Below are 24,773 nucleotides of genomic sequence, written 5' to 3'. Positions count from 1 at the left end.
TTAATCAGAAGACTTATTTTGTTGACGTTTTAAATCTTTTTCAACCTCACGCTTTTGTTTCCCTCGCCAAAACAACTTTAACGGAGTCCCCTCAAAACCAAGGCCTTCTCTTAATTGACGCTCCAAATATCGTCTATATGAATCTCCAAATAACTTTGGTTCATTCACAAATAGAGTAAAGCTAGGAGGGGAGCTTGCTACTTGAGTAGCATAATAAATTCGCCCTTGCCTACCTCCACGACTAGTAGGTGGACTTCTCCAACTTAATGCATCATAAACAACTTCATTAACTACTGAGGTAGAAACCCTTCTCCTATGCTGTTCAACAGCTAAAGATGCGCAACTAAAAATGGGATCTATTCGTTGACCAGTGAGAGCAGAAGTAAATAACATTTGAGCCCAATCTAAAAAATAAAGTTTTGAGCGAAGTTCCTTTTCCATCAAAGGCATAGTGTAAGTATCTTTTTCAACTGCATCCCATTTATTGACTACTACTAAACATGCTCTACCTTCTTCCTCAATCCTTCCAGCAAGTCGCTGATCTTGCTCTGTTACACCGTCTAAAGCATCTATAACTAAAACGCATACATCACTTCTTTCAATAGCTTTAAAACTACGATTAATCCCAAAGAATTCAGGTCCATAATTAACACTTTTACGTCGCCTAATACCTGCAGTATCAATCAATTTCCAAAGCTTACCCTCTCTAACAATTGAAGTGTCAATAGTGTCACGTGTAGTCCCCCTGATAGCACTAACTATTGCCCGTTTCTCACCACATATTGCATTTAACAGACTTGACTTGCCTACATTTGGTCGACCAACAATTGCGACTTGAATAGGCTCCTCCTCATCTTTGATTAATTCTTTGGGCGGAAGTATTGAAATCAAGCGATCAAGCAACTCCCCAGTGCCTGCACCATGAATAGCCGAAACCGGATAGGGCTCACCAAGACCTAATCGCCAAAATTCTCCGGCCATTGAAAGTCCTAATTCAACTGATTCGCATTTATTTACTGCCAAAAGAATTTCGCATTTAGAATGCCTCAGCCACGCCGCTATAACTTCATCTGCAGCAGTAAGGCCCTGCTGGCCATCAACTATCAAAAGGGCTATTGACGCTTCCGAAAGCGCAAGATTAGCCTGCTCTCTTATCTCAGGAAGAAACTCTGTTTCATCATCAAAAACAAGTCCACCAGTATCAACTAATTTAAATTCTCGATCCCCCCAAAAACCATCTTGATAACTACGATCCCTAGTAACCCCAGGTTGATCATGAACTATTGCCTCCCTGCTCTGGCATAACCTATTAACTAAGGTTGACTTACCTACATTAGGACGTCCAATTATTGCGACTATTGGCCGCGCCATTCTCTCTAAACATGATTCATATTGACAATACTTAGGCATAGGACAATAAACAAAACTTTTTTTCTAAAACCTAAAATTGCAAAAATCCTTCTTAGGAAAATCGAGAAAAGTTTAGATATTATTTCCTATACAAAGTAATATTCAAAAAATTTCAGGGTCCCCAGGATGTCCCTTAAGAGGATCAACTGGAGCAGCATTTAAAACAGGTAAAGGTCCACTTTGAGGAATAGTCTCTCCCTCCATTAAAATCCATGCTAAAAGCCAGTTTATCGCTGTAGCTCGTCGAGTTCGCCTAGGGTAAAGCTGATTGATAGAGTAGCCTTCAAAATTCAAACATTCTTTGAGAGATTGCTTATATTCCTTAGGTATTGACCGAGTTAAATGAATTGAAGCTGCTCTTTTAGAAATAATTTGAGGAGCCTCTGGGAACTTTTCACGCCAATAACGAGGTGTATTAGGCCCTGCAGGATTGCTTTCCCCTGAGTTCGTTATAGCCTTATAACCAATCCTTTCCCAAACAAGATTACATACAAATCTATCGCTTATCTGATCAGAAAGAATCTTACAAAACAAATCCCTACTAAGAGGCCAAGGGGAGTACATATTTTTTATAAACATATAAATATTTTCTATTTATTATATGCATGTTTACAAACAAACAATAAATAACGAATTGCTCTTTAATAGTAATCTTAAAAAATAGCGTCTTCTCTTATTATTAATAGAGAAAAATAAGGAGCTTCTTCATTGCTAATATTGTTGGCTTTAATAGTTAACTGGTCGGCGAATCCAATTCTCTTAGCGAAAAGAGTTTTTGTTAATAAGCCCTTCTCATCTAAAACTTTTCTAACCCATTCCCATCTCTTCCCTAATTTTATTAAGACAAGTACTCTTTTAGTTTTAATTGCATTATCAAGCATTTCCTTTAAATGATTTGGATTGTCAGGCACTGCGCATATCAATAATTCTTCTTTTTGCAAAGATAATGGAAATTGAGCTTCTGCAGCAGCTGCATTAAAAGAAGAAATGCCAGGAATTACTTTTAAAGGGATTAAAGGAAAATTTGATTTAATTTCTAAAAGAATATAAGCACTAGTTGAATATAAAGACGGATCTCCTTGCGAAAGTAAAACAACTTCTTCTCCCTTCTTAACTTCTTCTATTAATTTATTAGCACCAAAAGCCCATGCCCTCTTTAGGGCTTCATTATCAGTGATCATAGGGAACACTATTGGCAAGCATTTCTTATTTTTAATAAAACTACAGGCAATTTCACTTGCCATACTTTTTGATCCTAACTTTGCAACTGGGTAAGCAACTAAAGTTGCTTTTTTAATCGCCTCAACTGCGGCAATAGTTAACAATTTAGGATCACCCGGACCAACTCCTACAAAGGTTATTCCTGTTTTACTTTTTAAGCTACTTAAACTAGGGTTAAATATAGATAATATTCTCTTGTAAATATTAACAATCTCCATTTATCAACTATGCATTCTTGGTTGACAATAAAGCTCAGATAAAATATTAGATTCTATCTCAGCCAGCTCTTTCATCCTAGAAAGAATCAATGATTTCTCAAACCTCTTTTCAGCTAATTTCCAGTAAACTCCAAAATGGCGCGCCTCACTTTCAAGCAAATCTGCATATAAATCTTTAATGTCTTTATCAAGGCTATGCAATGCAAGCAAAGACATTCTTTCATGACTTCTCGCTTCAATCAAACCAGCCACAAGGAAGCTATCTAACATTCTTAGTGGTTCTTCTTTTCTTACATTTTTAGTTAATAATGCTCCATAAGGAGGCGCTGCCAATGGCTCTAGATATCGCCCTTTGGATTTTAGAATTTCAAGAACTTTCTCAAAATGATCTAACTCTTCTCTTGCTAGAGGGCTTAAGACTTCCGCCAATCCTGGCTCACTCAAATATCTAAACATCATCTGAATAGCAACCCCAGCAGCTTTTCTTTCACAATTAGCATGATCTATAAGCACTTCAATAGGATTAGAGAGTGCCTGCTCCAACCAACTTTTACTAGTTGATGTAAGGAGCCACTTGATTTGTGAAAAAGACTTTTCCTTAGCTCTTAAAACTTTCATACTCCTGACTTTTGGCTCTTTAAAAAATCCAAAGCGCCATCTAGGGCAAGGGAGTAGCTCATTGCCCCAAAACCACTAACGATTCCTATTGCACGATCGGCAAGCAAAGACTTTTGACGAAATGATTCTCTTGAATGTGTATTACTCAGGTGCAACTCAACATAAGGAATACCAGTGCTTAATAAGGCATCTCTTAAAGCTACAGAAGTATGAGTATAGGCTCCTGCATTGATCAAAATTGCATCTACTTTTCCCAAGGCTTGCTGAATACAATCAACCAACGTTCCCTCCGAATTACTCTGAAAACATTCAAGCTCAACTCCCAGCAACTTGGCTTTCTTTTTAAGGTTTAACTCAATTTTTTCAAGAGTTTCAGAACCATAGATCAAAGGCTCTCTTTGGCCAAGAAGATTAAGGTTTGGTCCGTTAATCAACAAGAACTTCATCAGTGTTCATTAATCAATTAGCACCTAAATCGTATCGATCTCACGATGAAACGACCAACATATTCCAAAAATTGAGTCGCTTTAACTGGTAATGTCAATTTGTGGTTAGGGTCGGTGCCCGAGTGGTTAATGGGGGCGGACTGTAAATCCGCTGGCTCTGCCTACGTTGGTTCAAATCCAACCCGGCCCACCTTCCACAAGCCCTTGTAGCTCAGCGGTAGAGCACTCCCTTGGTAAGGGAGAGGTCTCGGGTTCAAGTCCCGACGAGGGCACTTTCCTCAACCTCTTCCAAGAGAAAACCTCTCAGGCACCAGAGGTTCTTAAAGAAAGAAAGTGGACCTCCACTTTTTAGTCCACTTTGGCTCTCCGATTCATTCTTGCTTGATGCATCTGACCTGATGCAATTCAAGAAATGGCAACTATTTGAAGGAGCGGCAAAAGCTGGCAAGCATTAATTAGAAAGAAGGAATATCAAGGACCAAAAGCCAAGCTTTGTTATGGGCAAATGCTGTTGAAAGTTCTCTACAAAGACCAGCTCAATTAGATCAACACCACCGCAAAACCTCAAAGAAGCCATTGATTTGTATATCGATGGGCCGCTGCAAGAACACCGCAGTGGTCATAACGAGCAATATCCCTTAAAGGCAATAGCCAGCAATTGGATGGAAGGAGTTCGACTCGAAGAACTTTCCATCAGACATTTTGCTCTTTGGTGAAACGAAAAATAGTACTCTATGAAACCCAATTATGACGTTCAAGAGACCAGACAATGACTAAAATTCAAATTAAAGGCTAGATCAGCCGTCTCCAACACATGATTCACGAGGCATGGAAGATCCCAAATTACGGCCTTTAGTTTTATTATTTATCAAACAAATACCGAAGAGCTTTTTAGAAATATCTGGGAGAGTTCTTGGGATTTCACAATTCTTAGAAAGAGTAGAAAAGCTTTCTTATAGACTTAACTATGCAAACTCTATCGATGATCTTTACTTTCTATTAATAAAAGAGTGGACTAACATCTCGATGATAATGCATTCAAATCCAAGAAATAATATTAAGACCGCAAATAAAATAGCTGTAAATATAAATTTAGAAAATTATGAATTAAATCCTATTTCAAAAATGATGGCTCTAGATTGCATCTCATATCTATCAGATAATAATCAATGATATTACTGCAATTATTCCCCAAGCAAACTAATATATGAAAATTAAAATAGAATTAATAAAATATCTTGCTGTAGGGTTTATAAACACTTGTATAGGGTATAGCACAATTCTAAGTTGTGAAACTCTTCTTAAATTGAACCCTCAACTTAGCAATATTATTGGTTATTTAATAGGTATTGTATGTTCCTTTATTTTAAATAAGCGATATGTATTTAGATCACGAGGCAATAAGAAGATCAGTCAATTTATTAAATTTTTGCTAGGTTTCTTGTTGGCTTATACAATCAATCTATCAACTCTTAATATCCTCTTAGAGCAAAGTATTAATTCCCCTATAGCTCAAGGTTTTGCAATGCTAAGCTACACTATAACTTTTTATATCTTATGCAAGCTGTATATATTTAAAGAATAGTTTCTTATTAATCGGATATGCATAATTCCTGGCCATTGCTCCATTCTTTACAGTCCCAACCTTCTAATCTAGCCTTGCTCAAATATTCCTCCTGAATTTTCCTATCAGATTGCCAGCCTGGGTCCAATGGGTTTAGCAGAATAACATCGTAAATATCAATACTATTAATATCTTTGGTATCCCTTGGAAATGTGATTTGTGATCTTTGTGTTAAGTGAGGTGCAAGATAGCTTGTTGTAAGAATAGATGAATCACTTTTGATCAGTGAAAAAGCTTCATGAGCTGATTGAATTAAAGATATTCTACTTAAATATGGCCCAATAAAAAATAATGGTTTTGCTAATAATGACCAAGTCAGAAGAATCCATAAATATCTATTCCTGATCGATATTTCTGATTTAATATTACTCTGAGCCATCCCATCGATTGAAGCAACAACTAATATCATTATGATTGGCAAACTATAGTGATGTATTAAAGTCCGTTGAGAAAAAGAATCCGATAAAATATTTGTCAGAAGTAAAGGAATTGAAGCAGATAAAACTATCAATGAGCTTGATCTAAGAAAAAATATAAATGGCAGAAACAAAATAATCAAATAAAAAATCGAACCTGACCAATCAATGCTTTGAAAAATAATTATTGGATTAGTAATTATTTTAAAAAGTATTTCTTCGAGGGAGTTGCCTAGATATGAATATCGACTTACAGCCATAATAGATCCTTTGCCCTGATTCAATAGTGGGTAGAGAATATTATTTAAAAATAATAGCCAGGAAGAAGATAACAAAATTACAGAAATTCCCCTAGTGAAATTTCTTCTTAGGATCTGCTCAAAACCTAAACCAAGAGTTAATAAAACCAAACCATCTCGAGTACCCAGAATTATGAAGATCAAGAAAATCCATAAGAAATTCTTATTAGCACGAATAGACAAATATGAAAAGGCCAACAATGGCATAGCCCAGACTTCTGGATGGAAATCAAAAATATTTACATTAAATACAACTGGCTGAAGCCACCACAAGCAACAGATTAACCAACTTTTACGATTATTTAATCCCTTTTGCTTACAAAGCATCCATAAAGGTAAAGATGTAAAACTCAAGGAAAAAGACTGTGTTGCTAAAAGCCAATGAATTGAAGGTTGAATTTTATAAAGAAAAGCTGGGATATATAATAGCCAGGCTCCATGATCAGCCATTAGATGAAGTCCTGTCATAGATGAATAAGGAGGCTCACCTACGCTTTGCAGCCAAACCCATTGATCAAAAAGGCCTAAGTCAAAAGCATTACTTTGTAAAAGAAAATGTCTAAAAGCTGCTAGAAACCAAAATATAAATCCAATTAAAAATGATAAAGCAAAAACTCTCTTAATAGATCTATCTTCGAGAGTTAGAGTTATTGGTTGAGCCTTTTCTCTTATCATCTAGGTGGACAAAAAGTTGCTTATACTATATTAAGCAATATCTAGTCTTTATCTTTACTAAAACCTAGATTTTCATCAATTATATACATAGGTCTCCCTTTAGACTCATCATATATTCTTCCTATATATTCCCCTAATATACCAATAGAAATTAACTGTACGCCTGTTGCAAATAATATTGCAACTGCTAATCCAGCCCAACCAGGAACCCAAGCAAAAGTAAATAATCTTATATATAAGACATACAAAATTGCCAAGAAGGAGAAGAATGAGCAAACTAAACCAAATATAGTTGCTAAACGCAAGGGCCGACTTGAAAATGCTGTAAGGCCTTCTAAGGCAAATACAATCATTTTTTTTAAAGAATATTTAGTTTTACCTGCTAGTCTAGGCTCTCTTTTATATTTAATTTGAGTCTGCTTAAACCCAGTCCAACTCACTAGACCACGAATAAATCGTCCTTTCTCGGGCATTTGTTTTAGTGTATCAATTACCTTCCTATCTATTAGTCTAAAATCTCCTGTATCTAAAGGAATATGGATTTCAGTAAGTAAATTTAATATGCGGTAAAAACAGGAAGCACTTATTTTCTTAAAGAAAGTTTCCGAAACTCGTTCAACTCGTCTACCGGAAATCACATCAAACCCTTTTTCCCATTTTGAAATCATTTCTTTAGCAATCTCTGGAGGATCTTGTAAATCAGCATCTATTATTATTGCTGCATCTCCATATGCATTATTTAAGCCAGCTTGAACAGCATATTGATGTCCAAAATTCCTTGATAATCCAACTAATTTAACTCTATCATCCTGCAAGTTATAGGACTTAATGATGTCTCTTGTATTATCTTTACTTCCATCATCAACAAAAATAAATTCCCAATCATAATGACTAGAATAAGCAGTAAAATCAATTATTCTTCGAATACTTATTTCTAGAACTTCTTGTTCATTGAAGCAAGGAATTATCCAACTGATTAATTTATTATATTTCATAAAACTAATGTATACAAGTTGATGTATTTATAGTAGCAAGCGATTAGAAAGAACAATCAAGGTTGAATTACAGTGGACTAAACATACTTAAAATGGACTAAGAACAGATCCCAGCACTCCCTAAAAAAGATTTGGTCTGCCTCAATATTTGGTCTAAATTGCTTGAGCATTAATCAATTCAATGTCTTGCAAGGTCCTTTAGGTGAACCAACCCTGTCCACCTTCCACAAGCCCTTGTAGCTAAGCGGAAGAGCCACTCCCTTAGTAAGGGAGTGGCCTAGGGTTCAAGTCCCGAAGAGGAAACTCGTGGGACTATTGAGCATATAAAAGACTTGTTATTAGATAGTGCTGGCTTGATATCTAAAATTTAAATCCTTCAAAGAAGAATTTCTACAAAAATTCTAGAAAATCTCTGCTTCTCGAAAGATTTAATTGTCAAGGGTAATAATCTTTGCCATTTTTAGATTAGATTAATGGACAGTCTTGACTTCAACGTTCACTCAAAAGAAACATCAATGCAAAGATTGCATCTATTCCTATGATCCCAAACTAGGCGATCCCTCCCAAGGGGTCCCTCCTGGTGTGCCTTTTGATGATTTACCAGCCAGTTGGGTCTGTCCTTTATGTAAGGCAAGTAAGAAAAGGTTTAAAGTTCTCCGTTACTAGAAGAAAGCAATCCAATTCCCCAAAATAATTTTATTTAACTTTTCTAGGCTTGAAGTTCAAATACAAGCAGTCTCTACTTATCATAGCAACTTCATTTAGGTAATTAATTAGATCTTTTCTTAAGAAAGATATTCAGTGCTCCTAATCCGAATATAATCATCACTGATATGATAAATAGCATTAAGTAAGGGCCTTTAAGTGCCTGCACCTCGCCACTCAAAACTTGCTTTATGCTTATATCCTTAAGAGCGCTAATAGTATAACCTCCTGCAACAAATGGTATATCTGAGATTAATATACTGATTATTAATGCTGGCATAAATTTCTTCCATGATACTTTTGTTAAACCAATTGCATAACAAACAAAATCAAAGAATTGGGTCATCAAGAAACCAGTCATAAGAAAAAAATTATCTTCAAGATAATTTTTGCTAATCTTCTCAACACGCTGCATTTGTTGTGAACCTAAAATCTTTCTAACAAATCCTCTGCCTAGATTTCTTGACAACAAAAATGAACATGAGCACGAGAGAAAATCAGCAAAGAAAATAAGTATCAGACCACCTTTAATTCCAAACAAATATCCAGAGATTACTGAGCAATATGTTCCAGGCAATATAGGGATGATAATACTTATAAATCTCAAGAAAAATATTAATAATACTGCTGGCAAAAATGCATCTAACTTTTTTTCTTGACTACTCTCAATTAAGTTATTGATTTGGTTTATATCAAAACTTTGATAGCTAAAGATCAGAATTATTGCCAATACGGCTAAAAATGAATATTTAGAAAGGAATTTAATTCTTAGCAACTGCTTCATAATTACTTTATAGCAAAATAAATCATGTTTTTTTATTTTATACAGCTAATCATTAAAATCGATGATTCTTTATGAGCTCCATATAATCTGTTCGAGAGAATAAGAAGCTTTCTTCTGCCTTAACGTAAAAACATATCCAACGACCGAACTGCTAACAACCTATTTTAATTTTGTCATTTCTAGAAGAACTATCTTTTTGAAGCTATTTGGAGTATTTGTTTTCTGAATAAGTAAGTACTTCATTTCCTTATAGGAAGAAAAGGTCCTATTCTTTAGAACGAAAAAATGCAACTTTTAATTGCAAGAATCTATTGACTTAGCAGTTATCGGTGGAGGCGCATCAGGTTTTATGGGTGCAATTACAGCTGCTGAAGAAGGAGTCCCTTCAGTTTTATTACTTGAATCAACACAAAAAACCCTTGAGAAAGTAAGAATTAGCGGTGGAGGACGATGCAATGTAACAAACGCATGCTTGAATCCAAAAGAATTAGTTGAAAATTACCCTCGCGGGAAAAAGCCTTTGCTCGGCGCTTTTAGTAGATTCGCAACAGGTGATGCTATTGCTTGGTTTGAAGAAAAAGGTTTATCTTTAAAAATTGAAAATGATGGAAGGATATTTCCTAATTCAAATTCATCAATCGAAGTGATCAAATGTCTTCACAATGCTGCAGAAAAAGCCGGGGTACATTATGCAACGCAAATGGGAGTGCAAGGTGTTGAATGCCTAGGAGACCAAGGATTTAAAATAAAATGTCGTAACCAGAGAATTATTTACTCAAAAAAGATCTTAATTGCAACAGGAAATAGTCCGACTGGGAAAAAAATAGCAAGTCAACTTGGACATATAATCATAGATGCCGTTCCTTCTCTATTTACATTTAAGCTAGATGCTCCATGGCTAACCAAATGTACTGGAATTTCTGTTGATAATGTAAATCTAAAATTAATAGCAGGAGGAATAGATTTCCAGCAATATGGTCGGGTATTAATTACACATTGGGGGTTAAGTGGGCCAGCAGTTTTGAAGCTATCTGCATTTGCAGCTCGTCATATGAGGCAAGATAACTACCGCTGCAAACTTCTAATCAATTGGTCAGGGAATGATATTAATTCAATTGATCTTGCTTTGAGAAATTATAGAAAAGATTACGCTCGTAATACTCTTAGAGCATCATGCCCATTTAAAAATATACCTAAACGTCTGTGGCTATCAATCCTCGAAAAGCTTAACATTAAGAATGACACTAAATGGGCAAATTTATGCCGTTCAGATGAAGTATATATAAGAGAGTTAATTGCAAAAGACTTTCACAAATTGAAAGGCAAAGGACCTTTTGGTGAAGAATTTGTTACTGCAGGAGGAGTTGATTTAAAGGAAATCTTTATCCACTCTATGGAGAGCAGGAGATGCAAAGATGTTTATTTTGCTGGCGAGGTTTTAAATGTTGACGGTATAACAGGAGGGTTTAACTTCCAACACTGTTGGTCTAGTGGCTGGATTGCAGGAAGAGCTATTGCAAAAGATTTATTAAATAAATAATTTTTGTTTTTTAAAATTTACAAGCAAAACATAATAGATACATTCTTGTTTATGATTTAATTCATTAATCTATAAATCATTGAACAATGGAAGACAATTCATATTTAATAGCGCTTGCTCTAATTGAGCAAGAAGGGAAGAGATCAATTCCGCTTGGAGGGAAATCTATAAAAAAATCCTTTGATCCAAAAAACAATCAAGAAACAGGGGAAGAGCTGCTAAAAGAACTCCTCATTAGAGTCTTCCAAAAAAGTGAATCTGGTTCTATCAAAAGAGTTAATTCAGACAATAGTCTCTTATTAATTCAAATTCCCATGCTTCCTATGCAAGAAAAAATTCCTTTAATTAAAGCTCAATGGATTGAATCTGGGAATAATCAACAACTTATTTCACAACTTATTGATATCTGTCAAGGAATTTGGAGCGCTAATTTTACTAGAGAGGAAGGTCTAAACTTCACATGCTTAGAATGAACATATAGGTCTTGATCTGGCACAAAGTATCTATTAACTGACTGATGATTCAAGGATTCCAAATAGAAAACCTTCGCAACAAAGTGGTTTCAGGTCATACAAGATCTGAATCATGGCGAAGAGCTCAACTAAAAAAAATAAAAGGAATTATTGATCAAAACCAAAAGGAAATTCTAAATGCATTATCTGAAGATCTCCAAAAACCTTCTACTGAAGCATTCTTCGAAATCCTTTCACTCAGACAAGAACTGCAATTATACGAGAATCAACTTTCATCTTGGATGAAACCACAGAATATCAAAGTTCCTTTATGGCTTAAACCTGGCGAGGCTAGCGTAATAGCTGAGCCATTGGGATGCGTTCTAATTATCGGAGCATGGAACTATCCATTCATGCTTACTTTGCAACCTTTAATATCTGCATTAGCCGCAGGCAATACAGCCATCTTAAAACCCTCAGAATATTCCCCTGCGACTTCTGAGCTAATAGAACAACTCTTTACTAAATATTTCCCTCCTGACATCGTAAAAGTTTGTCAAGGTGATGAATACTTTGCAGCAGAACTATTAAAACACAAGTTTGACCACATTTTTTTCACAGGTGGAAGTGAGACTGGCAAAAAGGTAATGAGTGCAGCATCCAAATATTTAACTCCTATAACACTTGAACTAGGAGGTAAAAACCCAGCATTAGTTCTTAAAGATGCCAACATTGATATAACTGCAAAAAGACTTATATGGGGGAAAAGTATTAATTCTGGGCAAACATGCCTAGCACCAAATCATCTTCTAGTTCATAAAGATATAGAGAAGGAATTAATAGAAAAAATGAAGTATTATATTAATTCTTTCTATGGAAAAGAACCCCAAAAATCTAAGGATTTAGCAAAGATTAATGATCATCAATTTGAAAAAATTATCTCCTTAATTGAAAAAGCTCAGAAAGAAAATAAAATAATTTCAGGAGGGGAAATAAACTCGATTGACAAGAAAGTATCTCCTACCTTAATACATATAGAAAACTTAGAAGAATCAATAATTTCGGACGAGCTTTTTGGCCCAATCTTCCCTATCCTTTCTTATTCAAATTTTGATAGCGCACTGAATAATATTAGATCACAAGAAAAATCACTAGCGATTTATATGTTTGGGGGAAATGAGCAAGAGAAGAACCAGCTCCTATCATCAACAAGTTCAGGGGGAGTTTGCTTTAATGATGTAGTAATACAAGCTGGTATTCCAGAGCTCCCTTTCGGAGGGATAGGTTTAAGCGGAATAGGTCGCTACCATGGCAAAGCAGGTTTTGAAACTTTTTCACATCTCAAATCCATTTTGAAAAGACCTTTTTGGTTAGATTTGAAATTCCGTTACCCCCCTTATAAAATCGATATCTCTTTTATGAGTAAGCTTATGAGATAGTGCAATTTTTTATTGCTAGATCAAATACAATTAAAAATCTAGCAAAATATATAAAGCAGGTCTATCTTTGAAAAGCAATGAAAATAAATTATGAAAAGGAACGCAATCCTCTTTTTTATAATATTTCTAATTTGTCAAGCCTATTCAAGTGCAGAAGAAATAACTATTAACCAAGGTGACACTTTATCTGACATAGCAGCTGAATATAATATTTCGGTCAGATCACTGATGGATACTAATGGTATATATAATGCTGATAATTTAAAAGTCGGCCAAAAAATAAAGTTACCTAAGGATGCCTCAAAAGTAAATGATATTGCCAGCTTTACTCATACTGTTACTGCTGGTCAAAGCATAGCTAAAATATCAGATATATATGAAGTAAATGAACTGGATATAATAAAGTTAAATAACATTAAAGATGCTAATATTTTACTTTTAGGGCAGGTGCTTAAATTGCCAAAAAGTGCAAAGAAAACTGCCTTAGACAACAGTAATAAATTGGATTTTCATATTCTTAAAAGAGGTGAAACATTGTATAAGGTTTCAAGAATATATAACATCCCTGTCAAAAAAATAATAGCATTTAATAAAATAATTAGCCCCAATCGTCTTAAGCCTGGTGCTAAGTTAATACTTGAAGATGCTCAAAATAGTGCTGCCCTAACCAATAAGGGGAACGATGTTAATGATCATAATTTTTGGAACAGCTCAGGTAAAAGTGAACCTTATGAGTGGAGAAATTTTGGTCCGTTAAAAATAAACTGGTCTAACTGGAAAACTATTAATGGGAGTAAAGTTGCTCCTGCAATTAATAAAGAAGGTCAGCCGTTATTTTTAGCAATAAATTGTAATTCAACTAAAATTAACTGGAGCGGTTCAAATGGCAAATGGAACAGATGGTTAACACCTAAAAATGATTTTGAATTTAGCTTATTTGATGAGCTATGCAGCAAAAAAAACTGATTAGTTATCAAACATATATTAGAGTTTAATTTACATTATTATCTTAGGTGGATCTAACTGATCAGCAGCTTCTTCCACTATTTGCAATCTTAGTTTTTTCCCTCCACTCAGTTCTCCTAAAGAAACTTTCATAGTTGAACCACTAAGCGTTTGAAGCGCCTTAAGAACATCTCTGAGGTATGGGGTACTACTACCGCTTTCTATCCATAGTGTTTCGTGTATGTCGCCTAAACGTCTCCAAGCAGTGTGAAGTCTTAACACTGATGTCTCAATGCTTTTTGCTTGAGTAAAAGCATCTACCAAAAAACCCAAGGCTTCAATTCGCTGTGCCTCTTGAGTGGCTTTATCAACATTCAATCCTTCTACTTGCAAGGCTCTCAAGGACAGTGCTGCATCATTTGACTTGCCTATCCATCTAGCAGCAGCAGTAACACCTTTAATAGATTCAACATCTGGTGACCCTTCCAAAGTTTTGCGCAAATCTTCTTGCAAGTTTTCAGGAAGTTTCGATAATTCCTTAGCCAAAGGTGCCACTATTTTTGGCGGAAGAAGGTTTTCTTGAGTTCGTTGTCGAATTCCCTCTGGCAAAAGGGGGCTTGTTGCAGAGGTAAATTCATCAGAAAGTCTTCTGACATCTTTTCTAGTAATCTCATTCCCTTTATTTGCCGATTCTGCAATCATTTGCTGAACCTCAGGAGAAGATTTGGCAGTTTCTACAAAAGATCTTCTTGAAAAATTGTTGACGCTGCTCTCCTCAAGAACACCTCCCACAAAAAGCTCATCAGCTGAATCTGCTAATTGAATCAGAGCATAAGCTCTTGTTTTGCTTATATCCATTTCTCTGAGCCACTGTAAGAATCCCGTTCCGCGCCCATCGCCGCCACGTTTTTCTCTATCTCTTATCACACGTAAAATACGACCTCTCCAAATATCTGTATGAAGATCAAACTTTTCGCATATCGACCAAGCTTCTTGCAAACGATCTAAAAACTGAAGGCTATTGAGATCATCCTTGTCTGGATCAGGCAAATCCAACCGAAGGGTTGATGGGTCTGGGTTTAGTATTGTTTCCACAAAAACCTAAAAATGAGCTCACACTGCTTTAAAAAGCAGAAAGGGACGACATTCTGTGACGCTAGAGCGAAATTTCACTTGTCCCACGATAATCTTATTATTGAAATAACAGCATAAAAACAATGGCTATTTCAAGAGGCGACAAGGTCAGGGTCAAAAGACCTGAATCCTATTGGTATAACGAGATAGGTAAAGTAGCTTCAGTAGACACTTCTGGAATTAAATACCCAGTTGTAGTCCGTTTTGAGAAAGTAAATTATTCTGCATTTAGTGGAGTTGATGGCGGTAATAATACAAACAACTTTGCTGAAGCTGAACTAGAAGCTGTCTAAAGATTATTGCCTGAACTTCCAGAAGTAGAAACAGTTAAAAGAGGTCTAAAAAATAGGCTAAAGGATTTTTATATTCACGATGTTGAAGTAATTACACCAAGATCTATATCTAGCGAAGGAGGATCAAAGGCTTTTGTTAAAAATATCATTGGCTTAAAGTCAGGTGAATGGACAAGGAGAGGTAAATATTTAATTTGTTCTCTTCATTCCTCAGACCGAGAAGAAATAGCTGGGTGGTGGGTTGTTCATTTAAGAATGACAGGCCAGTTTCAATGGTTCCAAAAGAAAACCAAAAGCTGCAAACATACAAGAGTAAGGATATGGAACAAAGACGGGGCCGAAATTCGTTTTGTTGATACTAGAAACTTCGGTCAGATGTGGTGGATATCTCCAACATTTTTACCTACAGAAAAAATAACTGGCCTAAAAAAACTTGGGCCAGAACCCTTCAGCAAAGAATTCAATCCTTTTTACCTTCAAGAATCTCTCAAAAAAAGAAAAAGATCAATAAAATCATCTCTTTTAGATCAATCAATAGTTGCAGGTGCAGGGAATATTTATGCTGATGAAAGTCTTTTTCAAGCTGGTATTCTCCCTACGAAAGAATCAAAAAAGCTCAATAAAACTGAAATTAAAAAGATATGCACTAGTCTTACGCATATTTTAAAAATAAGTATTGGGGAAGGAGGAACATCTTTTAAAGATTTTAGAGATTTAGAAGGTGTAAATGGAAAATATGGTGGGCAGGCATGGGTTTACGGACGAGAAAACAAGCCCTGTAGAAAATGTGGAGTTAAAATCTTAAAGGCAAAAGTGGCTGGTAGAGGTACTCATTGGTGCCCCAATTGCCAAAAATAAAGCCTACTCTTCTTAAGAAAGAGCAGGCAAGAATTATAAAAGACTATTTTTAAAATTTTTTGAAAATGTTTTACCTGGCATTGAGCTATTTTCTCAGGGGGCTTCCCCCCAAATATCGTCGCCGCTGATGCGTTTCACAACCGAGTTCGGGATGGATCGGAGTGGGTCCACATCGCGATGAACACCAGGAAAACATTTTCATGTTCAAGGTTTGAGCCTTGAGAACTGCATAGGAATTTTTTTAATCTGAAAAAAAGCTTAATTACGATTGTTAAATGAAGAAGAAGGTCAAGCCCTCGGTCTATTAGTACTCCTCCGCTGCACTTGTTACCAAGCTTCCACGTAGAGCCTATCAACGGGTGTTCTTCCCGTGACCTTACTGGCTTATGCCATGGGAATACTCATCTTGAGGTGGGCTTCCCACTTAGATGCTTTCAGCGGTTATCCACTCCGCACATGGCTACCCAGCGTTTACCGTTGGCACGATAACTGGCACACCAGAGGTGCGTTCCTCCCGGTCCTCTCGTACTAGGGAGAAATCCTCTCAATATTCCTGCGCGTACACCGGATATGGACCGAACTGTCTCACGACGTTCTGAACCCAGCTCGCGTACCGCTTTAATGGGCGAACAGCCCAACCCTTGGGACCGACTTCAGCCCCAGGTTGCGATGAGCCGACATCGAGGTGCCAAACCTCCCCGTCGATGTGAACTCTTGGGGGAGATCAGCCTGTTATCCCTAGAGTAACTTTTATCCGTTGAGCGACGGCCCTTCCACTCAGAACCGTCGGATCACTAAAACCGACTTTCGTCCCTGTTCGACTTGTAGGTCTCACAGTCAAGCTCCCTTCTGCTTTTGCACTCAGCGACTGATTTCCAACCAGCCTGAGGGAACCTTTGTACGCCTCCGTTACCTTTTAGGAGGCGACCGCCCCAGTCAAACTGCCCAGCAGATACTGTCCGCTTCCCGGATAACGGGTAAGCGTTAGAACCCTAGCTCTGAAAGAGTGGTATCTCACCATTGACTCAATAGCACCCACAAGCACTACTTCATAGTCTCCCACCTATCCTGCGCATTCAGAGCCCGAGACCAATATCAACCTACAGTAAAGCTTCATAGGGTCTTTCTGTCCGGGTGTACGTAGTCCGCATCTTCACAGACAATTCTATTTCGCCGAGCCTCTCTCCGAGACAGCGCCCAAATCGTTACGCCTTTCGTGCGGGTCGGAACTTACCCGACAAGGAATTTCGCTACCTTAGGACCGTTATAGTTACGGCCGCCGTTCACCGGGGCTTCAGTCGCCAGCTTTGCTTACGCTAACCGGCTTCCTTAACCTTCCGGCACTGGGCAGGCGTCAGCCCCCATACATCGTCTTGCGACTTAGCGGAGACCTGTGTTTTTGGTAAACAGTCGCTTGGGCCTCTTCACTGCGGCCAGCTCTCGCTGGCACCCCTTCTCCCGAAGTTACGGGGCCATTTTGCCGAGTTCCTTAGAGAGAGTTATCTCGCGCCCCTCGGTATTCTCTACCACCCCACCTGTGTCGGTTTCGGGTACAGGCAGTTATGCCTTAACGGGTATAGGGCTTTTCTTGGAAGCATGACATCACCAACTTCGTTGCCGTAGCAACTCGTACTCACGCCTTAGCTCAGAACGTTTTCTCCGTTCCTCATAGCCTTGAACGCTTGAACCAGTAACCAACATCTGGATTGGCTAGCCTTCTCCGTCCCCCTTCCCAAAACATAACCGGTACAGGAATGTTGACCTGTTATCCATCGACTACGCCTTTCGGCCTCGCCTTAGGTCCAGACTAACCCTCCGCGGACGAGCCTGCCGGAGGAACCCTTAGGGTTTCGGGGCATGGGATTCTCACCCATGTTTTCGCTACTCAAGCCGACATTCTCACTTCAATGCAGTCCACGCCCGCTTACGCTAACGCTTCACCCCACATAGAACGCTCCCCTACCATTTACAAGTAAATCCGCAGCTTCGGTACAGCACTTAGCCCCGTTCATTTTCGGCGCAGGATCGCTCGACCAGTGAGCTATTACGCACTCCTTTGAGGATGGCTGCTTCTAAGCAAACCTCCTGGTTGTCTAAGCAATCCCACCTCCTTTATCACTTAGTACTGATTTTGGGACCTTAGCTGGCGGTCTGGGCTGTTTCCCTTTCGAGTGTGGAGCTTATCCCCCACAGTCTGACTGCCTAGTTACACACAGGGTATTCAGAGTTCATATCGATTTGGTACCGCTTTCGCAGCCCGCACCGAAATGGTGGCTTTACCCCCCTGCTGGAGCACTAGACGCTACGCCTCAACGTATTTCGGGGAGAACCAGCTAGCTCCTGGTTCGATTGGCATTTCACCCCTAACCACAGCTCATCCGCTGATTTTTCAACATCAGTCGGTTCGGACCTCCACTTGGTATCACCCAAGCTTCATCCTGGCCATGGTTAGATCACCAGGGTTCGGGTCTATAAACACTGACAAACGCCCTATTAAGACTCGCTTTCGCTATGGCTCCACCATTCCCGGTTTAACCCGCCAGTGCCTATAAGTCGCCGGCTCATTCTTCAACAGGCACACGGTCACCCGATTAGTCGGGCTCCCATTGCTTGTAAGCTCACGGTTTCATGTTCTATTTCACTCCCCTCCCGGGGTTCTTTTCACCTTTCCCTCGCGGTACTGTTTCGCTATCGGTCACACAGGAGTACTTAGCCTTACGAGGTGGTCCTCGTAGATTCACACGGAATTCCACGTGCTCCGTGTTACTCGGGATACAGCTAGGCCAACTCTCCTTTCGATTACGGGGCTTTCACCCTCTATGGCGCGCCATTCAAACGCTTCTTCTAGGTTCATTGGTCCACGTTGCTGTCCCACAACCCCGACAGTCGAAACTATCGGTTTGGGCTTGTCCCCGTTCGCTCGCCGCTACTTAGGGAGTCGTTTTTACTTTCCTTTCCTCCAGCTACTAAGATGTTTCAGTTCGCTGGGTTGGCTCGTTCCAGCCTATATATTCAGCTGGCCGTATTAAGGGTTGCCCCATTCGGAAATTCCCGGATCAAAGCGTGCTTCCAGCTCCCCGAGACTTATCGCAGGTAACCACGTCCTTCATCGCCTCTGTGTGCCAAGGTATCCACCGTGAGCCCTTTGTAGCTTGACCATTAATAATCACTAAAAAGTTATTTGAAATAACTAAATTTTAGTAAATATGCTCTAACTCAAGAATTAAGCATTGAAATCTCTTTATTTAGCTTTGCTTAATAAGTAAATTTCAGTGCATCTATGAGATGCTTTATTCTTTCCAGACTTTTCCTATGCAGTTGTCAAGGTTCTGCTGAATCAAACTAATAATCTGAAGAATATTAGTTGAGCCCAGCGTCTTATCGGCCTAAAAGAAAGGAATGATAGGAAGCTAGGTTCATTCAGACGAACAACTCTAAGTCACATTAAACAAACGATAATCTCCAAATTGAGTTATCAGGTAGTTGATCAGTGGAGGTAAGCGGACTCGAACCGCTGACATCCTGCTTGCAAAGCAGGCGCTCTACCAACTGAGCTATACCCCCAACAACGAATGGGCCATCCTGGACTTGAACCAGGGACCTCACCCTTATCAGGGGTGCGCTCTAACCGCCTGAGCTAATAGCCCAGGAGAAAGTTTGTTGGGTGTGACCTAGACAAGTTTAGGAACTGAAAATAAAAACTATTTATAAAGTGATTGCTCAATTTTTTAAGTTATTACTTTGAGGTACCGATCGACCTAAGGTGACAGGATTATGGCCTAAATTTTGAAAATTAGACATCACAATCGATTGTTGTCTCCCTGTTAGGAGGTGATCCAGCCGCACCTTCCGGTACGGCTACCTTGTTACGACTTCACCCCAGTCATCAGCCCCACCTTCGGCGTCCTCCTCCACAAGGGTTGGAGTAACGACTTCGGGCGTGGCCAACTTCCATGGTGTGACGGGCGGTGTGTACAAGGCCCGGGAACGTATTCACCGCAGTATGCTGACCTGCGATTACTAGCGATTCCTGCTTCACGTAGGCGAGTTGCAGCCTACGATCTGAACTGAGCCACGGTTTATGGGATTTGCTTGCTCTCGCGAGTTTGCTGCCCTTTGTCCGTAGCATTGTAGTACGTGTGTAGCCCAGGATGTAAGGGGCATGATGACTTGACGTCATCCACACCTTCCTCCGGTTTATCACCGGCGGTCTTTCTAGAGTGCCCAACTAAATGCTGGCAACTAAAAACGTGGGTTGCGCTCGTTGCGGGACTTAACCCAACATCTCACGACACGAGCTGACGACAGCCATGCACCACCTGTCACTGCGTTCCCGAAGGCACCCTCAAATTTCTAAGAGGTTCGCAGGATGTCAAATCCTGGTAAGGTTCTTCGCGTTGCATCGAATTAAACCACATACTCCACCGCTTGTGCGGGCCCCCGTCAATTCCTTTGAGTTTCACACTTGCGTGCGTACTCCCCAGGCGGAACACTTAACGCGTTAGCTACGACACCGAAGGGGTCGATTCCCCCGACACCTAGTGTTCATCGTTTACGGCCAGGACTACAGGGGTATCTAATCCCTTTCGCTCCCCTGGCTTTCGTCCATGAGCGTCAGTTATGGCCCAGCAGAGCGCCTTCGCCACTGGTGTTCTTCCCGATATCTACGCATTTCACCGCTACACCGGGAATTCCCTCTGCCCCTACCACACTCGAGCCCTTCAGTTTCCACTGCGATGATGGAGTTAAGCTCCACGTTTTTACAGCAGACTTGAAAGGCCGCCTGCGGACGCTTTACGCCCAATAATTCCGGATAACGCTTGCCACTCCCGTATTACCGCGGCTGCTGGCACGGAATTAGCCGTGGCTTATTCCTCAAGTACCGTCATATCTTCTTCCTTGAGAAAAGAGGTTTACAGCCCAGAGGCCTTCATCCCTCACGCGGCGTTGCTCCGTCAGGCTTTCGCCCATTGCGGAAAATTCCCCACTGCTGCCTCCCGTAGGAGTCTGGGCCGTGTCTCAGTCCCAGTGTGGCTGATCATCCTCTCAGACCAGCTACTGATCGAAGCCTTGGTGAGCCATTACCTCACCAACAAGCTAATCAGACGCGGGCTCATCCTCAGGCGAAATTCATTTCACCTCTCGGCATATGGGGTATTAGCGGTCGTTTCCAACCGTTATCCCCCTCCTGAGGGCAGATTCCCACGCGTTACTCACCCGTCCGCCACTAACCCGAAGGTTCGTTCGACTTGCATGTGTTAAGCACGCCGCCAGCGTTCATCCTGAGCCAGGATCAAACTCTCCGTTGTAGATCAGACCCTATTGTTAAAAAGCGATGAAGCTTTAATAACGCAGAATGACTTGCTTAAATCCACTAATTACTGCACTGGCGTACAGAATAGTAGTTTGAGCCTCCTTAAAATTATTTAAGGGTTCTAAAGAGTGCACTAAGAATATTTTCTTGTGACTTTCCGAGATCTCAGATCCGGTCATTGCAAAAACTTGTTTGAATAACGATCAAGTATGGGCGTGAACTCCATAACTCAATCTTCATCAATGAACAGGTTTTAGCAATTAATTCTTTTGACGGGACCTCACACTTCTATCGCATTTACATTCAAGCAAGTATAAAACTCACTGAACGCGACAAAAGCGTCAGTTCCTAAACTTTTTAGTTGTCCAGGTTCTGCTTGGACCCCTTAAAAAAAGAGCCTAAGCGTTGTGATCAAAGATCACATTGGAGCCCTATATCAGCGATTGGATTACTCCTGAAGTTGATATAAGATGCCACTGCAAAACTGAGTTAAACCCAGCTTTGTAATAGCCTTGAATCAGGTTTTAGCCCAACTCATGTCCAGTCCCCAATTTTAGACTACAAACCTATTTATGCGCAATAGATAAATCAATAATTTCTGTCTAGTTGATCTTCTTTTTATTCTCTATGATAGAAAGAGCTTGCTACAGCAAGACTTTGGGAATTGCTTCAAAAACCACATAAATGCCAGAAAGATTTAGTCAACAGCGCCAAAGAGTGCGGCCAAATTCAAATGAGGAAGCAGTTGTAAAGAGAGCTCAAGAGCATTTTGAGCGTTCTTTAATCAAAATCAATGGTCATTTGGCTGGGAGCGTTGCTGCTCTTGAACATCCTGCGAATAATGATGCCCTCAATTATGGAGAGATCTTTTTAAGGGACAATGTCCCGGTAATGATTTATTTGCTAACTCAAAAACGATATGACATAGTCAAAAAATTCTTAACTGTATGTCTTGACCTTCAAAGTACTAGTTACCAAACACGAGGTGTTTTTCCTACAAGTTTTGTAGAGGAAAAAGATGAATTAATTGCTGACTATGGACAAAGATCAATTGGAAGGATAACTTCAGCTGATGCAAGTTTGTGGTGGCCAATATTATGTTGGCTATACGTAAGAAAAAGTAAAGACACTACTTTTGGAATTAGTCAAAAAGTACAACGTGGAATTCAACTGCTTTTAGATTTAGTTCTACATCCAACTTTTGAAGGCACGCCAGTTCTGTTTGTCCCTGACTGCTCATTCATGATTGATCGCCCAATGGATGTATGGGGGGCGCCTTTGGAAGTAGAGGTGCTTCTCTATGCATCTTTGAGTAGCTGTATAGAGTTAATGGATCTAAGTAGTAAGCATCAAGTCAGTCGCTTACTAGATCAAAGGCTTCTTCTTACAAGACAATGGGTACATGATCTTCGTCAATTCCTACTTAAACATTACTGGGTTACAAGTAAAACAATGCAAGTACTTAGACGAAGACCCACTGAACAATATGGAGAAGATCAACACCAAAATGAATTCAATGTTCAACCTCAAATTGTTCCTTCTTGGTTACAAGATTGGCTAGAGAATAGAGGGGGATATCTAATTGGCAATATTCGCACCGGTCGTCCTGATTTTCGTTTTTATAGCCTTGGCAACTCACTCGCTTGCATGTTTGGAGTATTAACAGCTCCCCAACAAAGAGCTCTTTTTAGATTAGTTCTTCATAATCGACAACATTTAATGGCCCAAATGCCCATGAGAATATGTCATCCTCCGATGGAAGTAGAGGAATGGCAAAACAAAACTGGATCTGACCCAAAAAATTGGCCGTGGAGTTATCACAATGGAGGACATTGGCCAAGCATTCTTTGGTTCTTTGGTGCTTCGATCCTCCTACATGAACAAAGATATCCAAAAGCTGATGTTTTACTAATGGGTCAAATGAGATCACTATTAGAAGAATGTTATTGGAGTCAACTCAACCAATTACCTAAACAAAAATGGGCTGAATATTTTGATGGCCCAACTGGAACTTGGGTAGGCCAACAATCTAGGACTTATCAAACTTGGACTATTGTCGGATTCCTTTTAATGCATCACTTCTTAAAAACATCTCCTGAGGACGTTTCAATGCTCGATTTAAATCAATAAATCAAGTTTCAGAAAAGTCCCAAAGTCAAGGATTTGTCTATTGGCAAACAGGCCCCTATACCTAAATAAATTGTCAGGGCAGTTCCGAATAAGAAAAAGGCCATTGCCACTGGTCTTCTAAAAGGATTAGAAAATTTATTTACATTCTCAATAAAAGGTATAAGGATTAAGCCCAGAGGAATAAGTGTTTGCAATGCAATACCAAGAAGTTTGTTTGGGACAACTCTAAGAATTTGAAAGACTGGGTAAAGATACCACTCTGGAAGAATTTCCAGGGGAGTAGCAAAGGGATTAGCTTTATCACCAAGGAATGCAGGATCTAAAACTGCAAGTCCCACTACACATGCAATTGTTCCAAGAATTACAACCGGGAAAATATATAAAAGATCATTCGGCCAAGCTGGTTCGCCGTAATAATTGTGGCCCATACCTTTAGAAAGCTTAGCCCTTAGCTTTGGATCAGATAAATTTGGTTTCTTTAGAGTGGACATATTTAAAAATTAAATTAGGTAAAAGATTTGGATAAAAAGAATGCCACAGTCCTGCATAAATTATTTTTTACGCATTTGAATCACAAAGGACCTGAGATACCCTGTTTTCTAATCATAAGAAAGTGCATGAGCATAAAGATTGCCAATGTCCAAGGCAATACAAAAGTATGAAGACTGTAAAAACGGGTAAGTGTTGTCTGGCCAACACTTTCACCTCCTCGAAGCAATTCAACCATGAAGTCGCCTACAACTGGGATGGCAGCAGGAACGCCTGAAACAATCTTTACAGCCCAATATCCGACTTGATCCCAAGGCAAAGAATAGCCTGTAACGCCAAAAGCAACTGTTATAACTGCCATTACAACTCCTGTAACCCAAGTAAGCTCCCTAGGTCTTTTAAATCCGCCCGTTAAATAAACTCTAAAAACATGCAAAATAAGCATAAGCACCATCATTGAGGCACTCCAACGATGGACTGATCTAATTAACCAGCCAAAGCTGACATCTGTCATCAAGTAACTGACCGAGTTATAAGCCTCTGTAACTGTGGGCTTATAGTAAAAAGTCATTGCAAACCCAGTTGCAAATTGAATCAAGAAGCAGACAAGTGTGATGCCTCCAAGACAATAAAAGATGTTTACATGTGGAGGTACGTATTTTGAAGTGACATCATCTGCGATGTCTTGTATTTCAAGTCGTTCCTGGAACCAGTCGTAGACAGGTGAGGAGTTCGCCATTGAATCTAATGAACTTGATAATTAATAAA

The 24,773-nt window shown here is 39.3% G+C and carries 23 protein-coding genes, 4 tRNA genes and 3 rRNA genes; 13 read left to right on the top strand and 17 right to left on the bottom strand.

Annotation, left to right across the window (positions count from 1 at the left end):
* The 5 genes from der to aroQ form a co-directional block, all read right to left on the bottom strand.
* The gene (gene der / locus PRO_RS01990) at positions 1–1,371 is read right to left on the bottom strand and encodes a ribosome biogenesis GTPase Der (protein ID WP_011124543.1); all 1,371 of its coding nucleotides are present in this window, start codon (positions 1,369–1,371) and stop codon (positions 1–3) included.
* Between the two features lie 141 nt (positions 1,372–1,512).
* Positions 1,513–1,974, bottom strand: a complete 462-nt coding sequence (locus PRO_RS01985) for a DUF1823 family protein (RefSeq protein WP_164923201.1) — start codon at positions 1,972–1,974, stop codon at positions 1,513–1,515.
* A gap of 89 nt (positions 1,975–2,063) precedes the next feature.
* Entirely contained in the window at positions 2,064–2,849 is a 786-nt protein-coding gene (gene cobI / locus PRO_RS01980; RefSeq protein WP_011124541.1) for a precorrin-2 C(20)-methyltransferase, read from the bottom strand.
* Between the two features lie 3 nt (positions 2,850–2,852).
* Complete coding sequence (locus PRO_RS01975; RefSeq protein WP_011124540.1) at positions 2,853–3,467, bottom strand: tRNA-(ms[2]io[6]A)-hydroxylase; 615 nt, start codon at positions 3,465–3,467, stop codon at positions 2,853–2,855.
* Positions 3,464–3,913: a type II 3-dehydroquinate dehydratase gene (gene aroQ / locus PRO_RS01970; RefSeq protein ID WP_011124539.1), complete on the bottom strand. Its 450-nt coding sequence runs from the start codon at positions 3,911–3,913 to the stop codon at positions 3,464–3,466. Before aroQ ends, PRO_RS01975 begins: the two co-directional genes overlap by 4 nt.
* A gap of 108 nt (positions 3,914–4,021) precedes the next feature.
* Between aroQ and PRO_RS01965 the strand changes: the two genes are divergently transcribed.
* Positions 4,022–4,103: transfer RNA gene (locus tag PRO_RS01965), tRNA-Tyr, on the top strand.
* 10 nt (positions 4,104–4,113) lie between these two features.
* Positions 4,114–4,185, top strand: a tRNA-Thr gene (locus PRO_RS01960).
* A 179-nt stretch (positions 4,186–4,364) separates the two neighbouring features.
* On the opposite strand, the gene PRO_RS09575 is transcribed toward PRO_RS01960, so the two are convergent.
* Entirely contained in the window at positions 4,365–4,490 is a 126-nt protein-coding gene (locus PRO_RS09575) for a hypothetical protein (RefSeq protein WP_268741277.1), read from the bottom strand.
* A gap of 4 nt (positions 4,491–4,494) precedes the next feature.
* Here PRO_RS09575 and PRO_RS09570 point away from each other — a divergent pair, with 4 nt between their 5' ends.
* The 3 genes from PRO_RS09570 (at position 4,495) to PRO_RS09665 (ending at position 5,498) form a co-directional block, all read left to right on the top strand.
* Positions 4,495–4,629, top strand: a complete 135-nt coding sequence (locus PRO_RS09570) for a hypothetical protein (protein ID WP_268741276.1) — start codon at positions 4,495–4,497, stop codon at positions 4,627–4,629.
* 112 nt (positions 4,630–4,741) lie between these two features.
* On the top strand, positions 4,742–5,086 hold the full coding sequence (locus tag PRO_RS01955; RefSeq protein ID WP_011124538.1) for a hypothetical protein: 345 nt from the start codon (positions 4,742–4,744) through the stop codon (positions 5,084–5,086).
* A 34-nt stretch (positions 5,087–5,120) separates the two neighbouring features.
* Complete coding sequence (locus PRO_RS09665) at positions 5,121–5,498, top strand: GtrA family protein (protein WP_011124537.1); 378 nt, start codon at positions 5,121–5,123, stop codon at positions 5,496–5,498.
* 7 nt (positions 5,499–5,505) lie between these two features.
* Here the strand turns inward: PRO_RS09665 and PRO_RS01945 are convergent, their stop codons facing one another.
* Entirely contained in the window at positions 5,506–6,927 is a 1,422-nt protein-coding gene (locus PRO_RS01945; protein WP_011124536.1) for a DUF2079 domain-containing protein, read from the bottom strand.
* A 41-nt stretch (positions 6,928–6,968) separates the two neighbouring features.
* A complete protein-coding gene (locus tag PRO_RS01940; RefSeq protein ID WP_011124535.1) occupies positions 6,969–7,922 on the bottom strand; it encodes a glycosyltransferase family 2 protein in 954 nt (317 codons plus the stop codon).
* 483 nt (positions 7,923–8,405) lie between these two features.
* On the opposite strand from PRO_RS01940, the gene PRO_RS01935 reads away from it, so the two are divergent.
* Positions 8,406–8,588, top strand: coding sequence for a rubredoxin (locus PRO_RS01935; RefSeq protein ID WP_011124534.1), 183 nt, complete (start codon positions 8,406–8,408; stop codon positions 8,586–8,588).
* A 103-nt stretch (positions 8,589–8,691) separates the two neighbouring features.
* Here the strand turns inward: PRO_RS01935 and PRO_RS01930 are convergent, their stop codons facing one another.
* The gene (locus PRO_RS01930; RefSeq protein WP_011124533.1) at positions 8,692–9,411 is read right to left on the bottom strand and encodes a TVP38/TMEM64 family protein; all 720 of its coding nucleotides are present in this window, start codon (positions 9,409–9,411) and stop codon (positions 8,692–8,694) included.
* 298 nt (positions 9,412–9,709) lie between these two features.
* Here PRO_RS01930 and PRO_RS01925 point away from each other — a divergent pair, with 298 nt between their 5' ends.
* From PRO_RS01925 to PRO_RS01910, 4 genes are all read left to right on the top strand, one after another.
* Positions 9,710–10,951 (top strand): NAD(P)/FAD-dependent oxidoreductase, encoded by a 1,242-nt coding sequence (locus tag PRO_RS01925; RefSeq protein ID WP_011124531.1) that lies wholly within the window; start codon positions 9,710–9,712, stop codon positions 10,949–10,951.
* 86 nt (positions 10,952–11,037) lie between these two features.
* Positions 11,038–11,424, top strand: a complete 387-nt coding sequence (locus PRO_RS01920; RefSeq protein WP_011124530.1) for a hypothetical protein — start codon at positions 11,038–11,040, stop codon at positions 11,422–11,424.
* Positions 11,425–11,468: 44 nt separating this feature from the next.
* Positions 11,469–12,842 carry an aldehyde dehydrogenase family protein gene (locus tag PRO_RS01915; protein WP_011124529.1) on the top strand — a complete coding sequence of 458 codons (1,374 nt, stop codon included), beginning with the start codon at positions 11,469–11,471 and terminating at the stop codon, positions 12,840–12,842.
* Positions 12,843–12,932: 90 nt separating this feature from the next.
* Positions 12,933–13,808, top strand: a complete 876-nt coding sequence (locus tag PRO_RS01910) for a muramidase family protein (protein WP_011124528.1) — start codon at positions 12,933–12,935, stop codon at positions 13,806–13,808.
* Between the two features lie 30 nt (positions 13,809–13,838).
* Here the strand turns inward: PRO_RS01910 and PRO_RS01905 are convergent, their stop codons facing one another.
* Positions 13,839–14,882, bottom strand: a complete 1,044-nt coding sequence (locus PRO_RS01905; RefSeq protein WP_011124527.1) for a hypothetical protein — start codon at positions 14,880–14,882, stop codon at positions 13,839–13,841.
* Between the two features lie 122 nt (positions 14,883–15,004).
* On the opposite strand from PRO_RS01905, the gene PRO_RS01900 reads away from it, so the two are divergent.
* A complete protein-coding gene (locus PRO_RS01900; RefSeq protein WP_011124526.1) occupies positions 15,005–15,214 on the top strand; it encodes a photosystem I reaction center subunit IV in 210 nt (69 codons plus the stop codon).
* A 6-nt stretch (positions 15,215–15,220) separates the two neighbouring features.
* The gene (locus PRO_RS01895) at positions 15,221–16,072 is read left to right on the top strand and encodes a DNA-formamidopyrimidine glycosylase (protein ID WP_011124525.1); all 852 of its coding nucleotides are present in this window, start codon (positions 15,221–15,223) and stop codon (positions 16,070–16,072) included.
* Between the two features lie 72 nt (positions 16,073–16,144).
* On the opposite strand, the gene rrf is transcribed toward PRO_RS01895, so the two are convergent.
* From rrf to PRO_RS01870, 5 genes are all read right to left on the bottom strand, one after another.
* Positions 16,145–16,261 (bottom strand): 5S ribosomal RNA (gene rrf / locus PRO_RS01890).
* 95 nt (positions 16,262–16,356) lie between these two features.
* Positions 16,357–19,230: ribosomal RNA gene (locus PRO_RS01885) — 23S ribosomal RNA — on the bottom strand.
* 333 nt (positions 19,231–19,563) lie between these two features.
* A tRNA-Ala gene (locus tag PRO_RS01880) sits at positions 19,564–19,636 on the bottom strand.
* 9 nt (positions 19,637–19,645) lie between these two features.
* A tRNA-Ile gene (locus PRO_RS01875) sits at positions 19,646–19,719 on the bottom strand.
* Between the two features lie 177 nt (positions 19,720–19,896).
* Positions 19,897–21,381: ribosomal RNA gene (locus PRO_RS01870) — 16S ribosomal RNA — on the bottom strand.
* The 16S, 23S and 5S rRNA genes sit together here with 2 tRNA genes alongside, the layout of an rRNA operon.
* A 689-nt stretch (positions 21,382–22,070) precedes the next feature.
* Between PRO_RS01870 and PRO_RS01865 the strand changes: the two genes are divergently transcribed.
* A complete protein-coding gene (locus PRO_RS01865; protein ID WP_011124524.1) occupies positions 22,071–23,516 on the top strand; it encodes a glycoside hydrolase 100 family protein in 1,446 nt (481 codons plus the stop codon).
* An 8-nt stretch (positions 23,517–23,524) separates the two neighbouring features.
* Here the strand turns inward: PRO_RS01865 and petD are convergent, their stop codons facing one another.
* Both petD and petB read right to left on the bottom strand, forming a co-directional pair.
* Positions 23,525–24,007, bottom strand: a complete 483-nt coding sequence (gene petD / locus PRO_RS01860; protein ID WP_011124523.1) for a cytochrome b6-f complex subunit IV — start codon at positions 24,005–24,007, stop codon at positions 23,525–23,527.
* 80 nt (positions 24,008–24,087) lie between these two features.
* Positions 24,088–24,744, bottom strand: a complete 657-nt coding sequence (petB, locus tag PRO_RS01855; RefSeq protein ID WP_011124522.1) for a cytochrome b6 — start codon at positions 24,742–24,744, stop codon at positions 24,088–24,090.
* Between the last annotated feature and the right edge of the window lie 29 nt (positions 24,745–24,773).

This window comes from Prochlorococcus marinus subsp. marinus str. CCMP1375 (genome assembly GCF_000007925.1).
GTDB lineage: Bacteria > Cyanobacteriota > Cyanobacteriia > PCC-6307 > Cyanobiaceae > Prochlorococcus_E > Prochlorococcus_E marinus.
This window is presented reverse-complemented; position numbering and strand designations above follow the sequence as displayed.